Origin of the sequence: Tardiphaga sp. 866_E4_N1_4, from assembly GCF_052076075.1 — a bacterium.
Taxonomy (GTDB): Bacteria; Pseudomonadota; Alphaproteobacteria; order Rhizobiales; family Xanthobacteraceae; genus Tardiphaga; species Tardiphaga robiniae.
Map to the genome: position 1 here is coordinate 3,207,233 of NZ_CP197242.1, position 17,729 is coordinate 3,224,961.

General features: G+C 60.3%; 18 protein-coding genes and 1 pseudogene. 11 read left to right on the top strand and 8 right to left on the bottom strand.

Going from position 1 to position 17,729, the window contains the following annotated elements; translation table 11 throughout:
- Positions 1-228: 228 nt before the first annotated feature.
- The 4 genes from AB8B20_RS15625 to AB8B20_RS15640 all read right to left on the bottom strand — a co-directional run bounded on the left by AB8B20_RS15625 (position 229) and on the right by AB8B20_RS15640 (position 3,605).
- Positions 229-960, bottom strand: a complete 732-nt coding sequence (locus tag AB8B20_RS15625; protein ID WP_089265828.1) for an amino acid ABC transporter ATP-binding protein — start codon at positions 958-960, stop codon at positions 229-231.
- 51 nt (positions 961-1,011) lie between these two features.
- Positions 1,012-1,704, bottom strand: coding sequence for an amino acid ABC transporter permease (locus AB8B20_RS15630; protein WP_068728918.1), 693 nt, complete (start codon positions 1,702-1,704; stop codon positions 1,012-1,014).
- Positions 1,705-1,707: 3 nt separating this feature from the next.
- Positions 1,708-2,439: an amino acid ABC transporter permease gene (locus AB8B20_RS15635; RefSeq protein WP_089265827.1), complete on the bottom strand. Its 732-nt coding sequence runs from the start codon at positions 2,437-2,439 to the stop codon at positions 1,708-1,710.
- A 248-nt stretch (positions 2,440-2,687) separates the two neighbouring features.
- A complete protein-coding gene (locus AB8B20_RS15640; RefSeq protein ID WP_093757187.1) occupies positions 2,688-3,605 on the bottom strand; it encodes an amino acid ABC transporter substrate-binding protein in 918 nt (305 codons plus the stop codon).
- Positions 3,606-3,766: 161 nt separating this feature from the next.
- Between AB8B20_RS15640 and AB8B20_RS15645 the strand changes: the two genes are divergently transcribed.
- Positions 3,767-5,185: a DHA2 family efflux MFS transporter permease subunit gene (locus AB8B20_RS15645; RefSeq protein ID WP_439074744.1), complete on the top strand. Its 1,419-nt coding sequence runs from the start codon at positions 3,767-3,769 to the stop codon at positions 5,183-5,185.
- Here the strand turns inward: AB8B20_RS15645 and AB8B20_RS15650 are convergent.
- Positions 5,145-5,966: a gamma-glutamyl-gamma-aminobutyrate hydrolase family protein gene (locus AB8B20_RS15650; RefSeq protein WP_089265824.1), complete on the bottom strand. Its 822-nt coding sequence runs from the start codon at positions 5,964-5,966 to the stop codon at positions 5,145-5,147. The genes AB8B20_RS15645 and AB8B20_RS15650 overlap by 41 nt on opposite strands.
- 350 nt (positions 5,967-6,316) lie before the next feature.
- Here AB8B20_RS15650 and AB8B20_RS15655 point away from each other — a divergent pair, with 350 nt between their 5' ends.
- The 5 genes from AB8B20_RS15655 to AB8B20_RS15675 all read left to right on the top strand — a co-directional run bounded on the left by AB8B20_RS15655 (position 6,317) and on the right by AB8B20_RS15675 (position 10,486).
- On the top strand, positions 6,317-6,892 hold the full coding sequence (locus AB8B20_RS15655) for a hypothetical protein (RefSeq protein ID WP_439074743.1): 576 nt from the start codon (positions 6,317-6,319) through the stop codon (positions 6,890-6,892).
- Entirely contained in the window at positions 6,882-7,718 is an 837-nt protein-coding gene (locus tag AB8B20_RS15660; protein WP_439074742.1) for a hypothetical protein, read from the top strand. Before AB8B20_RS15655 ends, AB8B20_RS15660 begins: the two co-directional genes overlap by 11 nt.
- Before the next feature lie 360 nt (positions 7,719-8,078).
- Entirely contained in the window at positions 8,079-8,327 is a 249-nt protein-coding gene (locus tag AB8B20_RS15665; RefSeq protein WP_439074741.1) for a helix-turn-helix domain-containing protein, read from the top strand.
- A complete protein-coding gene (locus tag AB8B20_RS15670; protein ID WP_439074740.1) occupies positions 8,327-9,460 on the top strand; it encodes a hypothetical protein in 1,134 nt (377 codons plus the stop codon). The genes AB8B20_RS15665 and AB8B20_RS15670 overlap by 1 nt, the downstream gene beginning before the upstream one ends.
- 3 nt (positions 9,461-9,463) lie before the next feature.
- Complete coding sequence (locus AB8B20_RS15675) at positions 9,464-10,486, top strand: hypothetical protein (RefSeq protein ID WP_439074739.1); 1,023 nt, start codon at positions 9,464-9,466, stop codon at positions 10,484-10,486.
- Positions 10,487-11,042: 556 nt separating this feature from the next.
- Here AB8B20_RS15675 and AB8B20_RS15680 read toward each other — a convergent pair.
- The 3 genes and pseudogenes from AB8B20_RS15680 to AB8B20_RS15690 form a co-directional block, all read right to left on the bottom strand.
- Complete coding sequence (locus tag AB8B20_RS15680; RefSeq protein WP_439075055.1) at positions 11,043-11,483, bottom strand: patatin-like phospholipase family protein; 441 nt, start codon at positions 11,481-11,483, stop codon at positions 11,043-11,045.
- Positions 11,484-11,587: 104 nt separating this feature from the next.
- Positions 11,588-11,713: pseudogene (locus AB8B20_RS15685) on the bottom strand (MFS transporter); the annotation flags it as partial.
- Between the two features lie 344 nt (positions 11,714-12,057).
- Positions 12,058-13,062, bottom strand: coding sequence for a LysR family transcriptional regulator (locus AB8B20_RS15690; RefSeq protein WP_439074738.1), 1,005 nt, complete (start codon positions 13,060-13,062; stop codon positions 12,058-12,060).
- Between the two features lie 25 nt (positions 13,063-13,087).
- Between AB8B20_RS15690 and AB8B20_RS15695 the strand changes: the two genes are divergently transcribed.
- The 5 genes from AB8B20_RS15695 (at position 13,088) to AB8B20_RS15715 (ending at position 17,700) form a co-directional block, all read left to right on the top strand.
- The gene (locus AB8B20_RS15695) at positions 13,088-14,554 is read left to right on the top strand and encodes an aldehyde dehydrogenase family protein (protein WP_439074737.1); all 1,467 of its coding nucleotides are present in this window, start codon (positions 13,088-13,090) and stop codon (positions 14,552-14,554) included.
- Between the two features lie 11 nt (positions 14,555-14,565).
- The gene (locus AB8B20_RS15700) at positions 14,566-14,946 is read left to right on the top strand and encodes a RidA family protein (RefSeq protein WP_439074736.1); all 381 of its coding nucleotides are present in this window, start codon (positions 14,566-14,568) and stop codon (positions 14,944-14,946) included.
- Positions 14,947-15,086: 140 nt separating this feature from the next.
- Positions 15,087-16,055, top strand: coding sequence for an ABC transporter substrate-binding protein (locus AB8B20_RS15705; RefSeq protein ID WP_439074735.1), 969 nt, complete (start codon positions 15,087-15,089; stop codon positions 16,053-16,055).
- A gap of 17 nt (positions 16,056-16,072) precedes the next feature.
- Complete coding sequence (locus AB8B20_RS15710) at positions 16,073-16,843, top strand: ABC transporter ATP-binding protein (RefSeq protein ID WP_439074734.1); 771 nt, start codon at positions 16,073-16,075, stop codon at positions 16,841-16,843.
- Positions 16,840-17,700: an ABC transporter permease gene (locus tag AB8B20_RS15715; protein WP_439074733.1), complete on the top strand. Its 861-nt coding sequence runs from the start codon at positions 16,840-16,842 to the stop codon at positions 17,698-17,700. Before AB8B20_RS15710 ends, AB8B20_RS15715 begins: the two co-directional genes overlap by 4 nt.
- Positions 17,701-17,729: the final 29 nt, after the last annotated feature.

The following is a 17,729-nucleotide window of genomic DNA, read 5'->3' on the forward strand; positions in this document are numbered from 1 at the left end:
GAAGTATTGGGCAGAGGCTGAGAACGTGGCGTCGTGGAATTGTCCGTGAGGACAAAGACCCGATCGCTCCGGTGGAGTTCAATCAGCGGACCAACAGGCCCTCGCCCTCACGGTTGAAGGATACCACTCCATTTCTGACACATTCGTTAATTGCCCCGTCATGCAGCATTCAAGAATCTGCATAAACTTGAGGCACTTGCGCGATGCTGTATGCGCCCGCTCCCTGCGTCAGTGCGCGAGGATCTTCGACAGGAAGTGCTGCGCGCGATCGCTGCGCGGATGACCGAAAAAGTCATCCTTCTGCGCGTCTTCGACGATCTCACCGGCATCCATGAAGATGACGCGGTTGGCGACCTTCTTGGCGAAGCCCATTTCGTGGGTCACCACCATCATGGTCATGCCTTCCTTGGCGAGTTCGACCATGACATCGAGCACTTCGTTAATCATTTCGGGATCGAGCGCCGAGGTCGGTTCGTCGAACAGCATGCAGATCGGATCCATCACCAGCGCGCGCGCGATGGCGACACGCTGTTGCTGACCACCGGAGAGCTGGCCGGGATATTTCTGCGCATGCGCCGTGAGGCCGACGCGCTCCAGCATCTTCATCGCCTTGGCCTTCGCCGCATCTTCCGAGCGACCGAGCACGATGGTCTGGCCGAGACACAGGTTCTCGACGATCTTCAGATGCGGAAACAGTTCGAAGTGCTGAAACACCATGCCGACGCGCGAACGCAGCTTCGGCAGGTCCTTCTTCATCGTCGTCACATTCAGTCCATCGACCATGATGGTGCCCTGCTGCACGGGCTCCAGCGCATTCACGGTCTTGATCAGCGTCGACTTGCCAGATCCCGAGGGACCGCAGACGACGACCACCTCGCCTTTCTCGACGGCCGTCGTGCAGTTCTTCAGCACCTGGAACTGCGGGTTGTACCACTTGCTGACTTTTTCGATGGTGATCATGGGCATGATGAGCGACCGACAGTTGGAGGCAAAGACTGAAAGCGAAAGTGGCTAGCGAATGATGCTGATGCGCTTCTGCAAGCGCTTCACGAAGAACGAGGCGGTGAAGCAGATCAGGAAGTAGACCAGCGCCGCGAACAGATACATTTCGGTGAGACGACCGTCGCGCTGCGCAACCTTGGACGCGGCACCCAGAAAATCCGTGATCGACAGCACGTAGACCAGCGATGTGTCCTGGAACAGCACGATGGTCTGGGTGAAGATCACCGGCAGCATGTTGCGGAACGCCTGCGGCAGCACGACATGGCGCATCACCTCGCGATAGTTAAGGCCGATGGCATAACCGGCCATCACCTGCCCCCGCGGCACCGACTGGATGCCGGCACGCATGATCTCCGAGAAATAGGCAGCCTCGAACAGCGTGAAGGTCACGATAGTCGAGGCGTAGGCGCCGACCTGCACGGGCTGATCGGAGCGGATGATCCACTGTCCGACATAGGGCATCAGGAAGTAGAACAGGAAGATCACCAGCACGAGCGGCAGCGAGCGCATCAGATTGACATAGCTTACGGCGAAGCCCGACAGCACGGCACTCGACGACAGCCGCATCATCGCGATCAAGGTGCCGAGGATGAGACCGAAGACCGTCGCAATTGCCGTCAGCGTGAGGGTGAACGCCATGCCCTGCTGAAACAGGTAGGGCAGGCTACGCCAGATGACGTCGTAATCGAAATTGCTGAACATCGCTTATTTCCCCTCGTTGAAGCCGGGGATCGCCAGGCGCTTTTCGAGGATGCGCATTCCGATCGTCACGACGGCACTGAGGACGAGGTAGATGGCGGCCGCAGCCGAGAAGGCCTCGAACACCTGGAACGAGAACTCCTGCATGGACCGCGCCCGTGCCGTCAGTTCAAGCACACCGATGGTGAGTGCGGGCGCCGTGTTCTTGATGGTGTTGAGAAATTCGGAGGTCAGCGGCGGAAAGATGATGCGATAGGCCAGCGGAAGCAGGATGTAGCGATAGGTCTGCCAAGTGGTGAGGCCGATTGCCGTGCCGGCCATGCGCTGGCCCTTTGGCAGTGCATTGATGCCGGCGGTGATCTGTGCGGCGACACGCGAGGACATATAGAAGCCAAGCCCGAGCATCGCGGCGATGAACGGCCCGTTGCGCAGTTGCTTGATCCAGATGCCGAGATCGCCGGGTAACAGTTCGGGAATGACGAAGAACCAGATGAACAGCTGCACCAGCAGCGGAATGTTGCGGAACATCTCGATATACGCATTGCCGACAAACACCGCCCAGCGCGCAGGCAACGTCCGCATGATGCCGATCAGAGAGCCCATCACGAACGCGATGAACCAGGCGCAGAGTGCGAGCAGGATCGTGACCTGAAGGCCGCTCATCAGCGAGCCAAAATAGGTCCCCGTCGCATCAGGCGTCTGATCCCAGAAGATTCCCCAATTCCAGTTATAGTTCACGCATTCACCCCCACGCGCCGTCCACGCGAAAACCTGGCAACCTCAGGCAGAAACCCATGCAATGGCCGGGCCATTGCCTCTTCCCTCGCCCCGCCTGCGGGGAGAGGGTGGATCGAACGACCGAGAGTCGTTCGAGACGGGTGAGGGGGAGCCAGTGTTTTACTCGCTGCCTCCCCCTCACCCGTCTTACACGCGCTACGCGCATGTAAGACGACCTCTCCCCGCAAGCGGGGAGAGGTAAGCAAGAGTTAGTTGGCTGCGTAGGCGTCGGGATCAGGCGAATCCGACGGGCTGGCGAACGCCTTCTTCTGCTCGGCTCCCATCGGAACGTTCAGATTGAGGCCCTTGGGCGGAATCTTCTGCGTGAACCACTTGTCATAGATCTTGGCGCCTTCCGGGCTCTTGTAGAGCTCGGCAGTGGCCGCATCGACAACCTTCTTGAACGGCGCGTCGTCCTTGCGGAGCATGATGCCGTAGGGCTCAGCTTTCGAGAACGCGTCCTTGGAGATCACATAGGCGCTCGGATCGCGCGCACCGGCAGCAAGGCTGGCAAGCAGGATGTCATCCATCACGAAGGCCACAGCACGGTCGGTCTCGACCATCAGGAATGCTTCGGCGTGATCCTTGGCGGGAATGACGTTGATGCCGAGATTACGCGCGGCATTGGCTTCGGTAAGCTGCTTGATGTTGGTGGTGCCGGAGGTCGAGACCACCGACTTGCCCTTCAGATCGTCGATCTTGTCAAGCTTGGCGGCCTTCTTCGAGACGAAGCGGCTGGCCGTCAGGAAGTGCGTATTGGTGAAGGCAACCTGCTTCTGGCGATCGGCATTGTTGGTGGTCGAGCCGCATTCGAGGTCGACGGTGCCGTTGGCAATCAGCGGAATACGTGTCGCCGAGGTGACCGGATTGAGCTTGACCTCGATCTTGTCGTTCTTCAGTTCTTTCTTCACCGCATCGACGATCTTGTAGCAGATGTCCATGGCGAAACCGACGGGCTTCTGATTGTCATCCAGATAAGAGAACGGCACCGAGGAATCGCGGAAGCCGATGGTGATGGCGCCGGTGTCCTTGATCTTCTTGAGCGTGCCGGTGAGCTCCTGAGCGCCCGCCTGCGTCGTGCAGACCGCCGCGGCGATCATGGTCCCCAACAGATAAATTCGTTTCATAGTCCCTCTCCTCAACACAGTCCGATCTCACGCCGACGACTCTCTTACCGAGCGCCCCGGCACGACCGCCCGGGATGCTTGCACAATCGGGGCCAAAACGGAATTGCCCGATCGGAGGACAATGGTTTGTTCTGAGCTCCCGTTCCCCCTACAACCCGGTCATGAGTAACGCCTTGCATGCGCTTTGTGACGCAGGCGCCGCCGGCGCCACGGAAAAGATCGATGATATCAGCCATCCCGGCCTGGTGATCACCACCACGATTCTGGCCTCCAGCCTGGCCTTCATCGACGGATCGGTGGTGAATGTCGGACTTCCGGCCATTGCTGCGAGTTTTCAGGCCGATGCCGTCGACCTGCAATGGGTGATCAATGCCTATCTGCTGCCGCTCAGTGCACTTCTTTTGCTCGGCGGTGCAGCAGGCGACCGCTTCGGCCGCCGCAGGCTTCTGATCTGCGGAGTCGGCCTGTTCGCGCTGGCCTCGCTGGCCTGCGCTGTGGCGCCCAGCCTGCCTCTGCTGCTGGCCGCGCGTTTCCTTCAGGGCGTCAGCGCGGCGATGCTGATGCCGAACAGCCTGGCGATCCTCGGCCAGACGTTTTCCGGCGAAGCCAAGGGCCGCGCTATCGGCATCTGGGCTGCCAGCGGCGCTGCCGCCGGCGCGCTCGGACCGGTGTTGGGCGGATGGCTGATCGACATCGGCAGCTGGCATCTCATCTTTCTCATCAATGTGCCGATCGCATTGGCGGCAATGGCGCTTGCCTGGCTAGGCATCCCCCGCGATCGACACGACAGCGACGAGCCGCTCGATAGTCTCGGCGCCATCCTCGCGACTGTGGGACTTGGCCTGACGACCTGGAGTCTGACCGAAGCTACGTCACATGATTGGACGGGTTTCACGCTTGGCGCGCTCGTCGCAGGACTCCTGCTCTTGCTTGTGTTCGTGTGGGTGGAAGGCCGCAAAGGCGAACGCGCGATGATGCCGCTCGCACTGTTCGGGTCGGCGAGCTTCGTCGGCCTGACGCTGCTGACATTCTTGTTGTACGGCGCACTCGGTGGGCTGTTCGTCCTGATGCCTTTTCTCCTGATCGAAGCCGCCGGCTACACGGCGACCCAGGCCGGTGCCGCGCTGCTGCCCTTGCCGCTTGTCATCTCTTTGACATCACCGCTCGCTGGCTCGCTCGCAGCCAGAACCGGCCCGAGGATCATGCTGACGCTGGGACCGGTGATTGTGGCGATGGGTTTTCTGCTGGCGCTCCGAATCGGTCCCGACACCAGCTACTGGACCAGCGTCTTCCCCGCCATGGTCGTCATCGCCATCGGCATGGCCGGCGCTGTCGCACCTCTGACGACGGCCGTGCTGATGTCCGTCGATGCGCGTCACACCGGGTCAGCATCGGGCTTCAACAGCGCGGTCGCACGCACAGGCGGCCTTGTGGTCACGGCGCTGATCGGATCGGTCATGGCGGCAAAGGGGCCGGCGCTGATCACCGCATTTGCCGCAGCGACGGTCGCGGGTGCTGTGCTTTGTGTCGCAGCCGCGCTCAGCGCATTCCTGCTGATAGCGGCGCGGCCGCAGCCGTGAAGGCCCCACGCTGCCTGCGAGCGGCCACCGCCTCGCCGAACGCCTGAAACAGCGTGCGGTTGATCGGATTGATCTGCGGATCATATTCGGCGTGCCATTGCACACCGAGCGCGAAGCTCGGCGCATCGGCAATGCGGATGGCCTCGATGGTGCCGTCCTCGGCAATACCCTCGATCACCACTCGCTCGCCAGGGATATCGATGCCCTGACCATGCAGGGAATTGACCGTGATGGTCTCGCGCCCCAGCAGGCTGGCGAAGGTGCCGTTGCTGGTCAGATGCACGTCGTGGCGATCGGCAAATACGACCGCCGGATCGGGATGGATCTCGCCGCTCTCGAGCCGCGGCATGCGATGATTGATGCGGCCAGGAATCTCGCGGATCTCGGGATGCAGCGAACCGCCGAACGCAACGTTCATCTCTTGCAATCCGCGACAGATGCCGAAGATCGGGACCCCGCGCGCGACACAAGCTTCGATCATGGCCAGAGCCACCGCATCGCGGCCATTGTCATAGGGCTCGTGACGGGCATGGGCTTCCATGCCGAACCGGGTCGGGTGGACATTGGCCCGAGCGCCGGTGAGCAGGATGCCATCGACCAGATCGAGCACCTGGCCGATATCGGTGATGTCGGGGGTGCCGGCAAACATCATCGGCAGGGCATTGGCCACTTCAGCAACCGCACGAAGGTTGTTTTCTCCGACCGCCTGGACGGAGAACCTGTTCTCAATGCGATACGCGTTGCCGATCACGCCGATTACCGGCCGGGTCTTCGTTGGCATCAGCTTCCGGTCGAAAAGTGCTGGACCATTGAGCTATAGCCGAGTCACGGCATGAACACGACTGGTTCCGAAATAAAACTGTCACTAATCGGAGCATTAGGGAAAGAAACGTCTCCCGACGCCTGAAAAGGCGCCAATCCGGCAGTCTTCGAAAGTGTGAGGTGCGTGGTGGGCGCGACAGGGATCGAACCTGTGACCCCTTCCATGTCAACGTGGGGGTCCTCCACGCATCTCGTTGATTTCCATCCGCTTTCGATCACGCCCATTGAAGCTTATACAGCCCTGTTTTCGCGCAATTCGACGGTTTTGTTGAAGCCTCGTGGAAGCGCGCGCGTGGCCGGAGTCTGTTCATGAACGCCGGAGCGCCGCGCAAGATTCCGAACTCCCTTATCGATCGTCTGCCCCGGGATAGGCGCGACGAGCTGATCATGATCGGCCGGGACGCGCTTGGCCGGTTCGGTTACGCCTTCCAGGACGTCTTCGATGACCACCTCGCCGTGTTCGAGTATCTCGCCGGGCGAGGCGCTACCGCTGTCATGATAGGTGAGATGCTGGCCGAGGTCGGCATCGCCCGGAATGACGGCACGCCGCTGCCGGCTGGAACGGTCTCCAGCGCCATGTCCCGCGCGAGAGAGCGTGCGGAGATTAGGTCCGAAGCGCCCCTGCACGCGCCTGCGCGAGCCGGCATGTTCGCGCACTCCTCTGCAGAGGCCTGCGATCCCCTGCACGACCCTGCAGACCTTGGTCGCGAGGCAGAGTCGGCCGAGCACCAGCAAAGAAGTTCCACTCATGCGGCGCCTAATTCCCTCCAGTTCGCAGACATTCGGCGCCCGCTGAATTCGCCGGTGACCACGCAGGTCCCGACGCTCACCCGCCGCTCGGCGGCCCTCCTCGAACAGCTTCGGAGCAAGCAGAATGACGACTAAGATGAAAACCGTGAACTTCAAGACCGCCGATTTGGTGGAGGTGGTCGCGGACGGCACGAGCGTCGGCAAATCAACAATTGCCAACCGCCTCTGTCACCTTATCCGCGAAAAGGGGCGACCGGTGACGCTCGTCCGCGTCGAGACAGGGCGCCGCCAAACAGCCGAGACGGGCGCCGCCGACCGGGAGGTCTATATCAGGACAGAGGACTTCGCCACGGCAGCTAACCGCACGGGCGGCCTATCGGGTGTCCTCACCGCGCTCTGGGAGGAGATCCTCGGAATCCCCAGAACGAAAACCGCGGTCGTCGTCGACTGGGCCGGCGGCAGCTCGGCGCATCGGTTGGACGTTCTCGCCTCCACCGGTTTTGACGTAACGCTGGAAGGCCTGGGCGTGCGGGGTTTGTCCATGGTCGTGTCCACGTCGTCGGCGGAATCGATGACCCAAGCCGGGACCTATTTGTCAGGCATTGAAAAGGTCGCACCCGGTCTGCAGCGCGCCCTCGTTCTGTCCGGCCGCTCCGGCAATTTCGACTTTCCTCCTCTCAGCGAGCAGGCCGAGACCCTGACCCGCCTCCGCAAAGAAGCGGGCGAGATCCCGACCGTGACCATCCCGCGCGTCGCCGGACGGGCCCTCGAAACGTGCGCCGATGCCGGGCTCGACGTCGCCACCGCCATGATGATGGATGGCGATGCCCTGGCGCGACGCCTGGGGATCGACCTCTTCCGCTCGCGCGCCTGCGCTTCCGAACTGGCCCTGTGGTGGAGTCTTACGGGCAAAACGCTATCGAAACTCGCGGAGGACACGCATGCCCATCCCACCGCGTAGGCTGGCGCGCCGCGTAGCGGTTCTTATACGCCAACGCGAAATTCTAAGGTCGCAGGCGGCAGCATTCACGCTCCGGTACTACCGAACGTATCGGCGGCTGCCCGCAGGCTACGTCATCACGCTTCTTGCGAGCTCCACAATACGACGCATCCGCCTTCGCGGTGAAATAGAGCACCTGCTCGGCATTCCCCGCGTCATGGCCAGATTGAAAGACGTCCTGAAATGAATCCGTCAATCATGCCTCAGTGGTGTTTGCATGAACTTGACTCCTACCAACTGATGGACTATCGAACATCGTGCGATGCAACAGTGATGTTAGTCATGATAGGAAACTGCGTCCAGTCTTGGGAGTCTAGCTTTATGCCCATCAAGATCGAAGAACTCTCGCCTTATCAGCTCCTGTCCACCGCTGAGGTCGCTGAAACGTTAGGGCTCAGCCCCGGCTCGGTGCGCAAAGCGGCAAAGGATGGCAGACTCAAAGTCATCAGCGGCTTTCGCGTGATGTATTATTCGGCCAAAGCGGTGCGCGACTTCGTAAGTGCCAACGGGTCAACCTCGGCGCCGGAGGATCGCGCAGGCGATGCCAGCCCGATGGGCATGACGCGCTGATGGCCTACACTCAGCTCCATAAAATGGGAATGTACTCGGTCTGCATTCACGAGGGGACGGATAATCTGTACGTCGGCTGCTACGACCCGGATAATAAAAAGTCTTTTTATAGGTCCTTGGGCACGACCGACCTCGAAACGGCACTCGTCACCGTGCGGTCCCTGATCGAACGCGGCGTCACCGGTGACCCCAAAGACGCGCTGGTTCAGAAGCCACTCCGTACGGTGACTGAAGTTCTGGATTTTAACCGTGCGAAAGCCGAGGCGCAGGCAAGCGCTGAATCCAATCTGATCGCGATCGAGCGCATGAAGCGCTTGATGGGCAACTCGATGCTGCAGCACATGGTGCCCAGCACTTTCGAGGCCTTCCGTGACGCCGCCATGGCGGAGGGTATTGCTTTGTCGAGCGTCGACCGGACCCTGACGGTTTTCCGCGCGGCCTGTGCCGTGGCGGTCGCCGAGCGCCGCCTGTCGCGACATCACGCGCCGGTCGTCCCGTATTTCTGCACCAAAAATCACTTGCGTGCGGCGCCGCCCAAGGGCCGTTTGATGGAGATCGAGGAGATCGCCGCCGTCATCGACGAGGCACAGTTCATCCATTTTCTGTTCTGCCTGATCTGGCTCGCCAGTCTCGGCTGCCGGATCGGCGCACTGCTCGACGCTACGGCGGCGCAGATCGATCATCGGCGGGGCCTCATCGATCTCAATCCGCCTGGCCGCGTACAGACTAGCAAGTGGCGGCCGACGCTCCCTATTCCGGCGACTCTGGCACCTTGGACGGAGGGACTTCCACCGGGTCATCTCGTGCAATGGCGCGCGCAGCCCGTCGGCGAAATCGACACCGCCTTCATGGCCGCCTGCACCCGCGCCAAGCTCGAGCCCGGCGGCAACACATACTCAATCCGCCATGCTCTCGGTCGCCACATGCGCTCTCGAGGCGTCGAGGACGACCAGATCGCTTTGTGGCTGGGTCACATCCAGCCGCCGCAGTCCAACGAGACGACGATCGTGTACTCGCCTTATTCCCCAAGCTACCTCAGCGACGCGAAGCTCGCAGCTGAGTCGTTCGTGCGCGAAATTGCCCGCCACTGCCGCCGTCACGATCCGCTGCTTCCGCCGTGGCTCAAGGATTAAATCATGTCTCGCAAAAGTGAGACCGAAACGGGATACCTCGAGCGCGCCAGACAAATTGCCGAAACCGAAGAGAAAGCCGCGGGCCGCAAGCTAAGTCCGGAAGAGCTGGTCCGGGCGGTGATGGCCAGGAACCTGGCGCCCGCAAGCATCCGTCAATATCGGTCGGCAATGGTTTTTGCCATGACCCAGGGAGCCAAGCGCCACCCTCAGCGGGCAGTCGCCCTGCACGCCGCGATCGTGCTGCTGCGCGCTTGGCGTTGCGAGAGCGGCACAACCGGCAAGCGTCCGCGTACCTCGCAGTGGAAGCAGAAAGTCGACGTCTCGGACGACCTCGTGCGGATCCGCTATCACGTGCGCTCGACCGTGAGCGAGAACGCGGACAAGCTCGTCGCACTTCTCGACTGCGGCGAACTGACCGGCGCCCGATTTGTCGAGTGGCCGAAGGCAAAGTTTGGACCAAGCACTTTGGCGGGCTACGCGTGGGAGCTCGTTCTCGTGAACGGCAAGAATAGCAACGGCCGCTCGCACGGCGAGACCCGCACTCTGCGATGGACGGAGCTGCCGGATCAGCTCGTTTCCCAAGTGAAATACTGGATAGACGTGGCCAACGCAGCCGCGGCCATTGGTAGGTTGGATACACTGCAGGACTCGCTGGAATCCCTGATGCGCCGGAGTACGAAGACGTTGTTTTCGCGCAGGATGAAGGCGGCGCACCCGACACTGTCGTCGGTGCGCCACGTGGCGGCGGCCCGCTTCAAGATGGTTTACGTCGCTTCCGCAACGACCGAGGAGGAAATGCAGCTTGGGCTTGCCAAAGTGGCGGCGCTGCTCGGCCATGCCAGCGATGCATCCGCGACCGAGCACTACGCACGAGCGGGCGGCCTTGACGGCCGCTACCCTGTGCCCGTGCCTGACGCTCTCGAAGTTGCCCGCATCCGCCGGCGCTATAACGGCCCCGCCCTTGACAAGGTTTCGCGCCCGGACACGGGCCGTGCGGACCAGCCCCTCCAGCGGAAACGAGGTTGACCACTTAGCATGCCGCCTATGCGGTCAAATCCCCACGGAAAGGACTTTCCGACCGGAAAATTCCCTACGCAAGCGAACAGGGAATTAGAGTCGCAATACAGGGCATCTAAACGACAAACGGGGATTTGTTTGTTGTCCCACGCCGTTAGGCTGCTTTGCGCCACAAACGGATGGTAGAGCAGACCAGTTTGCTAATTTAGAATGGCGCCAGTTCGCTCCGAATGACCAAAGATCACCAACCGGTCGATATTCCACTTCTTACCGCCCGGAGTTAGCACGCGCGATGGGCGGCCTGTCCCAACTCAGATGGACGATGCTCTAAATGCGCGGACCGAATTGCAGCCCGCTGCAGGCTCGCCGAGCAGCAGTACGCGGCGGAAGCTGGAGCCCGAGCGATTTTAGGTCGCTTGCGCTCTTCGTAAGAAAGCGCCCCGACCGGCTTGCGGCGTGTACCCGAAGACCGACCTCATCGAGGAAATTTAGCCCGCCTCGCGCGTTTCCCTGTTTTGGCGAGTCACCGATGGCGTCGCATTGCCATCGAAGCCAAGGTGTCCCGTCACGCGGGCATGTGCCTATGTGGGCGCATTGCGTCCGGAATTCCGCCGCGTTCGAGGCCGCCGGACAATATCCATTGTTGCGTGATTTCATAGGCGCGCTCCATATGCCATTCCGTTCTCGAAAAATCATATGGGGATCCCAGTAATGGACATAGCGGAGGCACCACGCTGTAGGAGACCGCGCTCGGTATCGATTCAATCTCCTCGGTTAGCTGCCGCGCGATAAGCAACGTCAAGGCATGTATCGCGTTTGCAACCGCCCCGACGGGCGACGACTGATTTGCGCAGGCATAACCGGTCGGCAGGATGATCAACCGCGTGGCACCTTCGCGCAGGGCGATGCGAACGGGTGTGTTGCTCGATATCATACCGTCCGAAAGGAAACGTCCGGCGTATCTCACAGGCGCGAACGCGCCTGGATTTGCTGTCGTCGCTACGATCGCATCCTCAACAGCCCCTTCGGAGACACGACTGTTTCTCCCAAGATGATGTCCGTTGTCACCACATGGATTGGAATCTTTGCCTCTTCAAGAGTGCGATAGGGAAGCCGATAGCCGTAGTTCTCCGGCCCAAAGATCGAGAGGGGCAACGTGCCTCTGGCGATAGTTAAGATGCCGTCGCCGGCACCGTGGAGCAGGGCGAATGCCGCGGCGGCTCCGCCTCCGAACAGTTATTGGTCATTCGTCTTTGAGCACGTTGTATCCGCGCTGTAGGCATTCAAATCAGGGGTCGATTTTTGGGGACGTCAATAGCACGAGGGTTTCCCTCGATGATCCGAAGCTTGCGGGCGACCCCGCTCGCCGCCTGCATTGGACAATGTGCTGCGATGCCGCCCGAAAGCGTGACGACGTAGGCGCTCTCCGTCCAGACCTTCCGTCGTTTCGGTGTCGCCCACCATTGCAACCTTCTTCGCTTTCGTCGCGGGCCTAAAACTTCTTCCGGATCGATTATCCGTCCGTCCTCCAAGGTAACCGTATTGGATCAGCCAACCCGATCGCCGTTGGGTCGCCGCGTTCATTCGATAGGTTTGAAGCTAACGGCCATGTAGCCGAGAAACTCGTGCACGAGCGAAGTCAGGTTGCGACCTTCACGGACTATCAGATCCATCGACGATTGCTCGAAGATGGACTCGTTGATCGGTATGGCGATCACGTCCCCACGCACTAGATCTGACTTGACCGCGAGAGACGGAAGAACGGTGATGCCTGCTCCCGTTCGCGCGAAAGAACGCATCGCCTCGATCGAGTTCGTCTCCAAGCTGATATTCAATCTCTGCTGATGGATATGGCACGCGGCGTCCATCACCTGACGAATTCCGAATGTCCAGTCGGGCATAGCTACCGGATAATCCGCCAAGTCGGCGAGCTTAAGTTCGGCCTTTCTACTCAGAGGATGTCCGGGCCGCAGGATCACGCGTAACGGATCGACGATACGCTGTTGAACGTGCACGCCACCCACCGGAGATGACTGAAAAGCTACTCCAACATCGGCTTCGCCGTCGCGAACCACACGCATGACGTTCGCCGTGCTGACTACGCGAACGCTGTAGCTGATTTCAGGATAGTCTCGCTTGAACGCTGCTTGCGCTTCTGACAGCGGACCCGCGACAACGCCTTCCACACAGCAGATACGGATGTGCCCCCGTTTCAATCCCTTCAAGGCGTCGATCTGCAACTGAGTATTTTCAGCTTCAGCCAGGACGCCTTGCGCATATCGCATGTAGATCTCGCCTGCCGCGGTCAGCCCCATACCTCTGGCATGGCGCTCGAATAGTGGCGCGCCGCCTTCAACCTCGAATATTTGAATGTGCCGGCTGATGGCGGACGCGGCCACGTGGAGCCGTTCGGAAGCAGCCTTGATCGATCCCGTCCTCGCCGTCTCGACGAAATACTTCAGCGGATTGAGCAGCACCCTCAGACCTTTCTGATTTTGAGAACGATTCCATCGAATCTCTCTGTTTGCAAGAAAGCTTTGTAAGGAGCAACGTTCAATACGAGGGCAGCGATCAAGGTTGCTCACGATTTAAGCACGTTGAGGATAGAGGATGACGCTGGGTTCAAAGGTCGATTTCATACGATCGCCCTATAATAATACCGTTGTTGGGGAGATGCCGATCGCTGATGAGCATGCGGTCGAAGCTGCCATCGTTGCGGCTCAGCGCGGCTTCGAGATCATGCGTCGCCTGCCCCGTTTCGCGAGGGCCGACATTCTGCAGCGAGCATCCGAGCTCCTTCGCGAACGTCGCGACCAGTTCGTTCGTACGATCTCCGCTGAAGCGGGCAAGCCATTGTTCGACGCCCGCGGCGAAGTTGCGCGCGCGATTTTCAATCTCTCTAACGCCGCGGCGGAAGCCCGCCGTCATGCTGGTGTGGAAGTCCCGCTGGATGCCGACGCTGGTATATTCGAGTATCAAACGACCGGCGACGGCGGTGCACGCATCGATCTCGGAGATGCCAACTTGGAGCAGCTTCAGGCAGGCGCCCGCCGAATTGGCATCGCCCGCCGATTTCCACTGGGGCCGATCCTCGCGATCGCGCCATTCAATTTCCCGCTGAATCTCGTACTCCACAAGGTCGCGCCGGCTCTTGCAGTAGGCAACAGCGTCGTCCTCAAGCCCGCGCCGCAGACACCGCTCACTTCGCTACTTCTCGCCCAACTTCTCAAGGACGCCGGCCTGCCCGCAGACGCGCTGCGCGTAGTTCATTGCCCGGTGCATCTGGCCGAAAAGATGGTCCGTGATGAACGGTTCGAGATGGTGACCTTCACCGGCTCGGCAAAGGTCGGTTGGCACATCAAATCGATCGCCGGCCGAAAGCGCGTCGCCCTGGAATTAGGCGGCAACGGCGCGGTCATCGTCTGTCAGGACGCGGATCTCGAGGTCGCAGCGACCCGCTGCGTACGCGGCGGCGTGGTCTACGGCGGTCAATATTGCATCGGCGTTCAGCGCATCACGGTCGACGAGGCGGTTCACGACGAATTCGTAAGCCTGCTAGTTTCCAAGGTGAAGGCTTGCAAGGTGGGCGATCCGGGCGCCGAAGGCGTAGACGTCGGCCCGGTTATCGATGAGGGATCGGCCAGACGTATTCAGGATTGGGTCGACCGCGCCAAGAACGACGGCGCTCAGGTCCTTGTCGGCGGCACGCGGGAAGATGCCGTAGTGCAACCGACCGTGCTCGCTCGGACGCGTCCCGGCATGCTCGTCGAAGACGAGGAAATCTTCGGTCCGGTACTCACGGTCAATCCCTTCGGCAAGTTCGAAGACGCAGTCGCCCGAGCCAATGCCGGCCGTTACGGCTTGCAGGGCGGCCTCTTCACCAACGACCTGCGCAAAGCGTTCAAGGCTTTGGAAGATTGGGAAGTGGGCGGTCTGATGATCAATGACGTCCCGATCTACCGTATCGACAACATGCCGTTCGGTGGATGGAAGGAGTCGGGTCTCGGGCGCGAGGGAACTCGTTACGCCATGGATGAGATGAGCGAAATTAAGCATCTGGTCATCAACTACAACTGACGGAGCACAAGATGCCCAAAGAGAAAATCGTCCTTCCCGAGAATCTGCCTTCGCCGCGGGGCGCCTACAGTGCGGCGCTGCGCTGTGGAGACTTCATCTATGTCGCAGGTCAAAGCGCGCGCGATGCAAAGCTCGAAATCGTGGGCGCCTCCATCGAGGAGCAGACCAGGCGAACGCTTGAAAACATCGGCGGCATTCTCGAGGCTGCCGGAGCATCCATGGCTGACGTCGTCAAATCGACGGTGCACCTCTCGGATCTGAATAACTTCAAACGCTACGACGTCGTCTATGCCGAGCTGGTGCCTGAGCCTTGCCCGGTCCGGACGACGGTCGGCAGCGTTTTGGCACCCGGCATTTTGGTCGAGATCGACGTTGTGGCCTACGTCGGTTGAGCAAAAAATCGCGGCATATTTCTTGAGTGAGCTGAGCTGAACGATCGTCATTGCGATCGACCCTGATCAAATCCAAATGGAGATTCCGAATGCGTTTCGTTTGCCGTGTTATGTCGGGTGTCGCCCTCGCCAGCCTCTTCATGGCAGCTTCGGGCATCGCACAAGCCAGTGCCGAGACCAAACTGCGCATCACCATCCCGGTGAAGGCGCTGATCTACTATCCTGTGATTGCCGCGACCGATCTCGGCTACTTCAAGGACGAAGGCATCGACATGAGCGTGGTCACAGTCGGCGGTGATGGCCCCGATGTCGACGCCTTGATCGCCGGGAGCGTGCAGTTCTCCGCCACTACGCCGAACCGCCTCCTCTCCGCCTATTCCGGCGGGAAGACGCTTTTGGGCGTCATGAGCCTCACCAATCGCATCGGCATCAATTGTTTCATGAACAAGGAGAGGGCGGATCAGCTCGGCATAACCGAGACGACACCGATCGATGACAAGCTTGGAAAGCTCAAGGGGCTCGTCCTCGGCGGGACCCGCCCAGGTGCCTTCACAAACCTCTTAGCGGAAAGCTACTTGAAGCGCACGGGATTGACGCCACAAAAGGATGCGAAGGTGATTGGCGTCGGCGCCGGTGCCGCAATGATGGCCGCGACCGAGAACAAGCAAATCGACGTTGGCTGCATTGCGAGCCCCACGCCCGAAATCGCGGTCAGCCGCGGTAAATCCATTATGTTCATGAACAATACGCAAGGCGATGACCCGAAATACCGCGAGTTCCTCTTCGCTATGCTGTATGTCCGGCCGGACTTTGCGAAGACGAACGAAGACGATGTGCGGAAGGTCGTTCGCGCGCTTCAACGCGCCTTGGTCTACGTCAAGACGACTCCATTTGAAAAGCAGCTTCCGGATTTGCAGAGGCAATTCGGCGAACTCGATCCTGCGATCTTGAAAGCATCGTTAGACAACACGCAGGCCTCGATCGAACCGTCCGGAACGATCTCGCACCGAGCTTACGATGCTGCCCTCGAATTCATGCTCGCGACAGGGGTAATCGACAAGCCCGTGCCCTACGAAGCGGTCATCTCCGGCGCCTATTTGCCGAAATAGGCTTGGAGATCGCAGAAATGTTGCGCCTGGACAACGTCTCGAAGCGGTTTGTCACACCGGAAAGAGTGGTGACGGCGGTCGAGGATCTCACGCTCAACGTCGAAAAGGGGGAGTTTGTGACCGTCGTGGGCCCGAGTGGCTGCGGCAAGTCGACCATCCTCAATATGGTGTCCGGGCTGCTTCCCGCCACCGAGGGCCAATTGACAATCGACGGCAAAGGTTTGAAGGGCGTCACGCGTGATATCGGCTACGTGACGCAGGCGCCAAATCTGATGAATTGGCGCACCCTGATCGACAATGTCTCCTTTCCGCTCGAGATCGCGGGCATCTCCCGAACCGAGCGGCACTCCAAGGCGCGTGAGCTCATCAATCTGGTGGGCCTCGCGGGTTTCGAGAACGCCTATCCGGATGAAATGTCAGGTGGCATGCGCCAGCGAGCGAACATCGTCAGGACGATGATTTACGAGCCGAAGGTCATCCTGATGGATGAGCCCTTCGGTCCGCTGGACGCTCAGACACGCACCAAGCTGCAAGACCTGATCCTCGCTCTGTGGGAGCGAAAAAACATGACGATCGTCTTCATTACCCATGATCTTCATGAAGCAATTTGCCTCGGCGATCGGGTCGTTCTTCTGAGTTCCCGCCCCGGGCGCGTCGCTCGGATCGAGCCGGTCCCCTTGCCGCGCCCGCGAGACGTATTCCGTATCCACGATAGCCCCGAATTTCGCGAGCTGTACGACAAGCTTTGGCTCGAACTGGAGCGCCAAGTCCAAGGATCCTCCCGATGACGAACGCTCAGATCTCGGAGCGGAGCCTTCAACTCGCTCATGCCGAAGCTGCTCGACTCGCGGATGCCCGTCGCCGCTACACCCTAAGCGTCCGCATCACGCAAATCGTACTCATCGTCATCGTCCTCTGCTTCTGGCAGTTCGGCGGCGGGGGGATATTCGACCCCTTCTATGTCGGCAGTCCATCCGGCGTTTGGGATGTCCTGAAGCATGATCTCGCCGACCCGCAGTTCTATCGGGACCTCATGATAACCGCAATCGAGATGGCGGCGGGGTACTGCATCGGCTCCTCTCTCGGCATTCTAACCGGTGCCCTCCTCGCGCGATGGAAGTTCGTCGCCGACGTGGCTGATCCGGCCTTCGTGGCGCTCAACAGCATCCCGCGCATTGCCTTGGCACCACTCATCATCATCTGGTTTGGAATCGACCTGAGCTCCAAAATTGTGCTCGCGGCGACCTTGGTTTACTTCATGACCTTCTTTTCAACGCTGTCCGGCATTCGTGGCGTCGATGAAGCGGTAGTCAACGTGGCACGTGTCATGGGCGCGACTCCCTGGCACATCTTCCTAAAGGTTCAGCTCCCCGGCGCCCGCGTATGGATCGCCAATGGACTTCGCCTCAGCCTCCCATTCGCGCTCATCGGTGTGATTGTGGGCGAGTTCCTGGCCGCTTCGGAAGGCCTGGGATATCGGCTCAACATGTATAGTACGTCCTACAAGCCCAATGGCGTCTTCGCGATGCTCATAATCATGATGATCTTCATGATCATCTTGAACAGCCTCATTGGTTGGCTCGAATTTAAGGCCGTCGGCAAGCGGAAGACGCAGGCGCCGGCTGATGGCGACATCACTCCCTGACCCAGCGATACCTATCCTCACCTTGAACT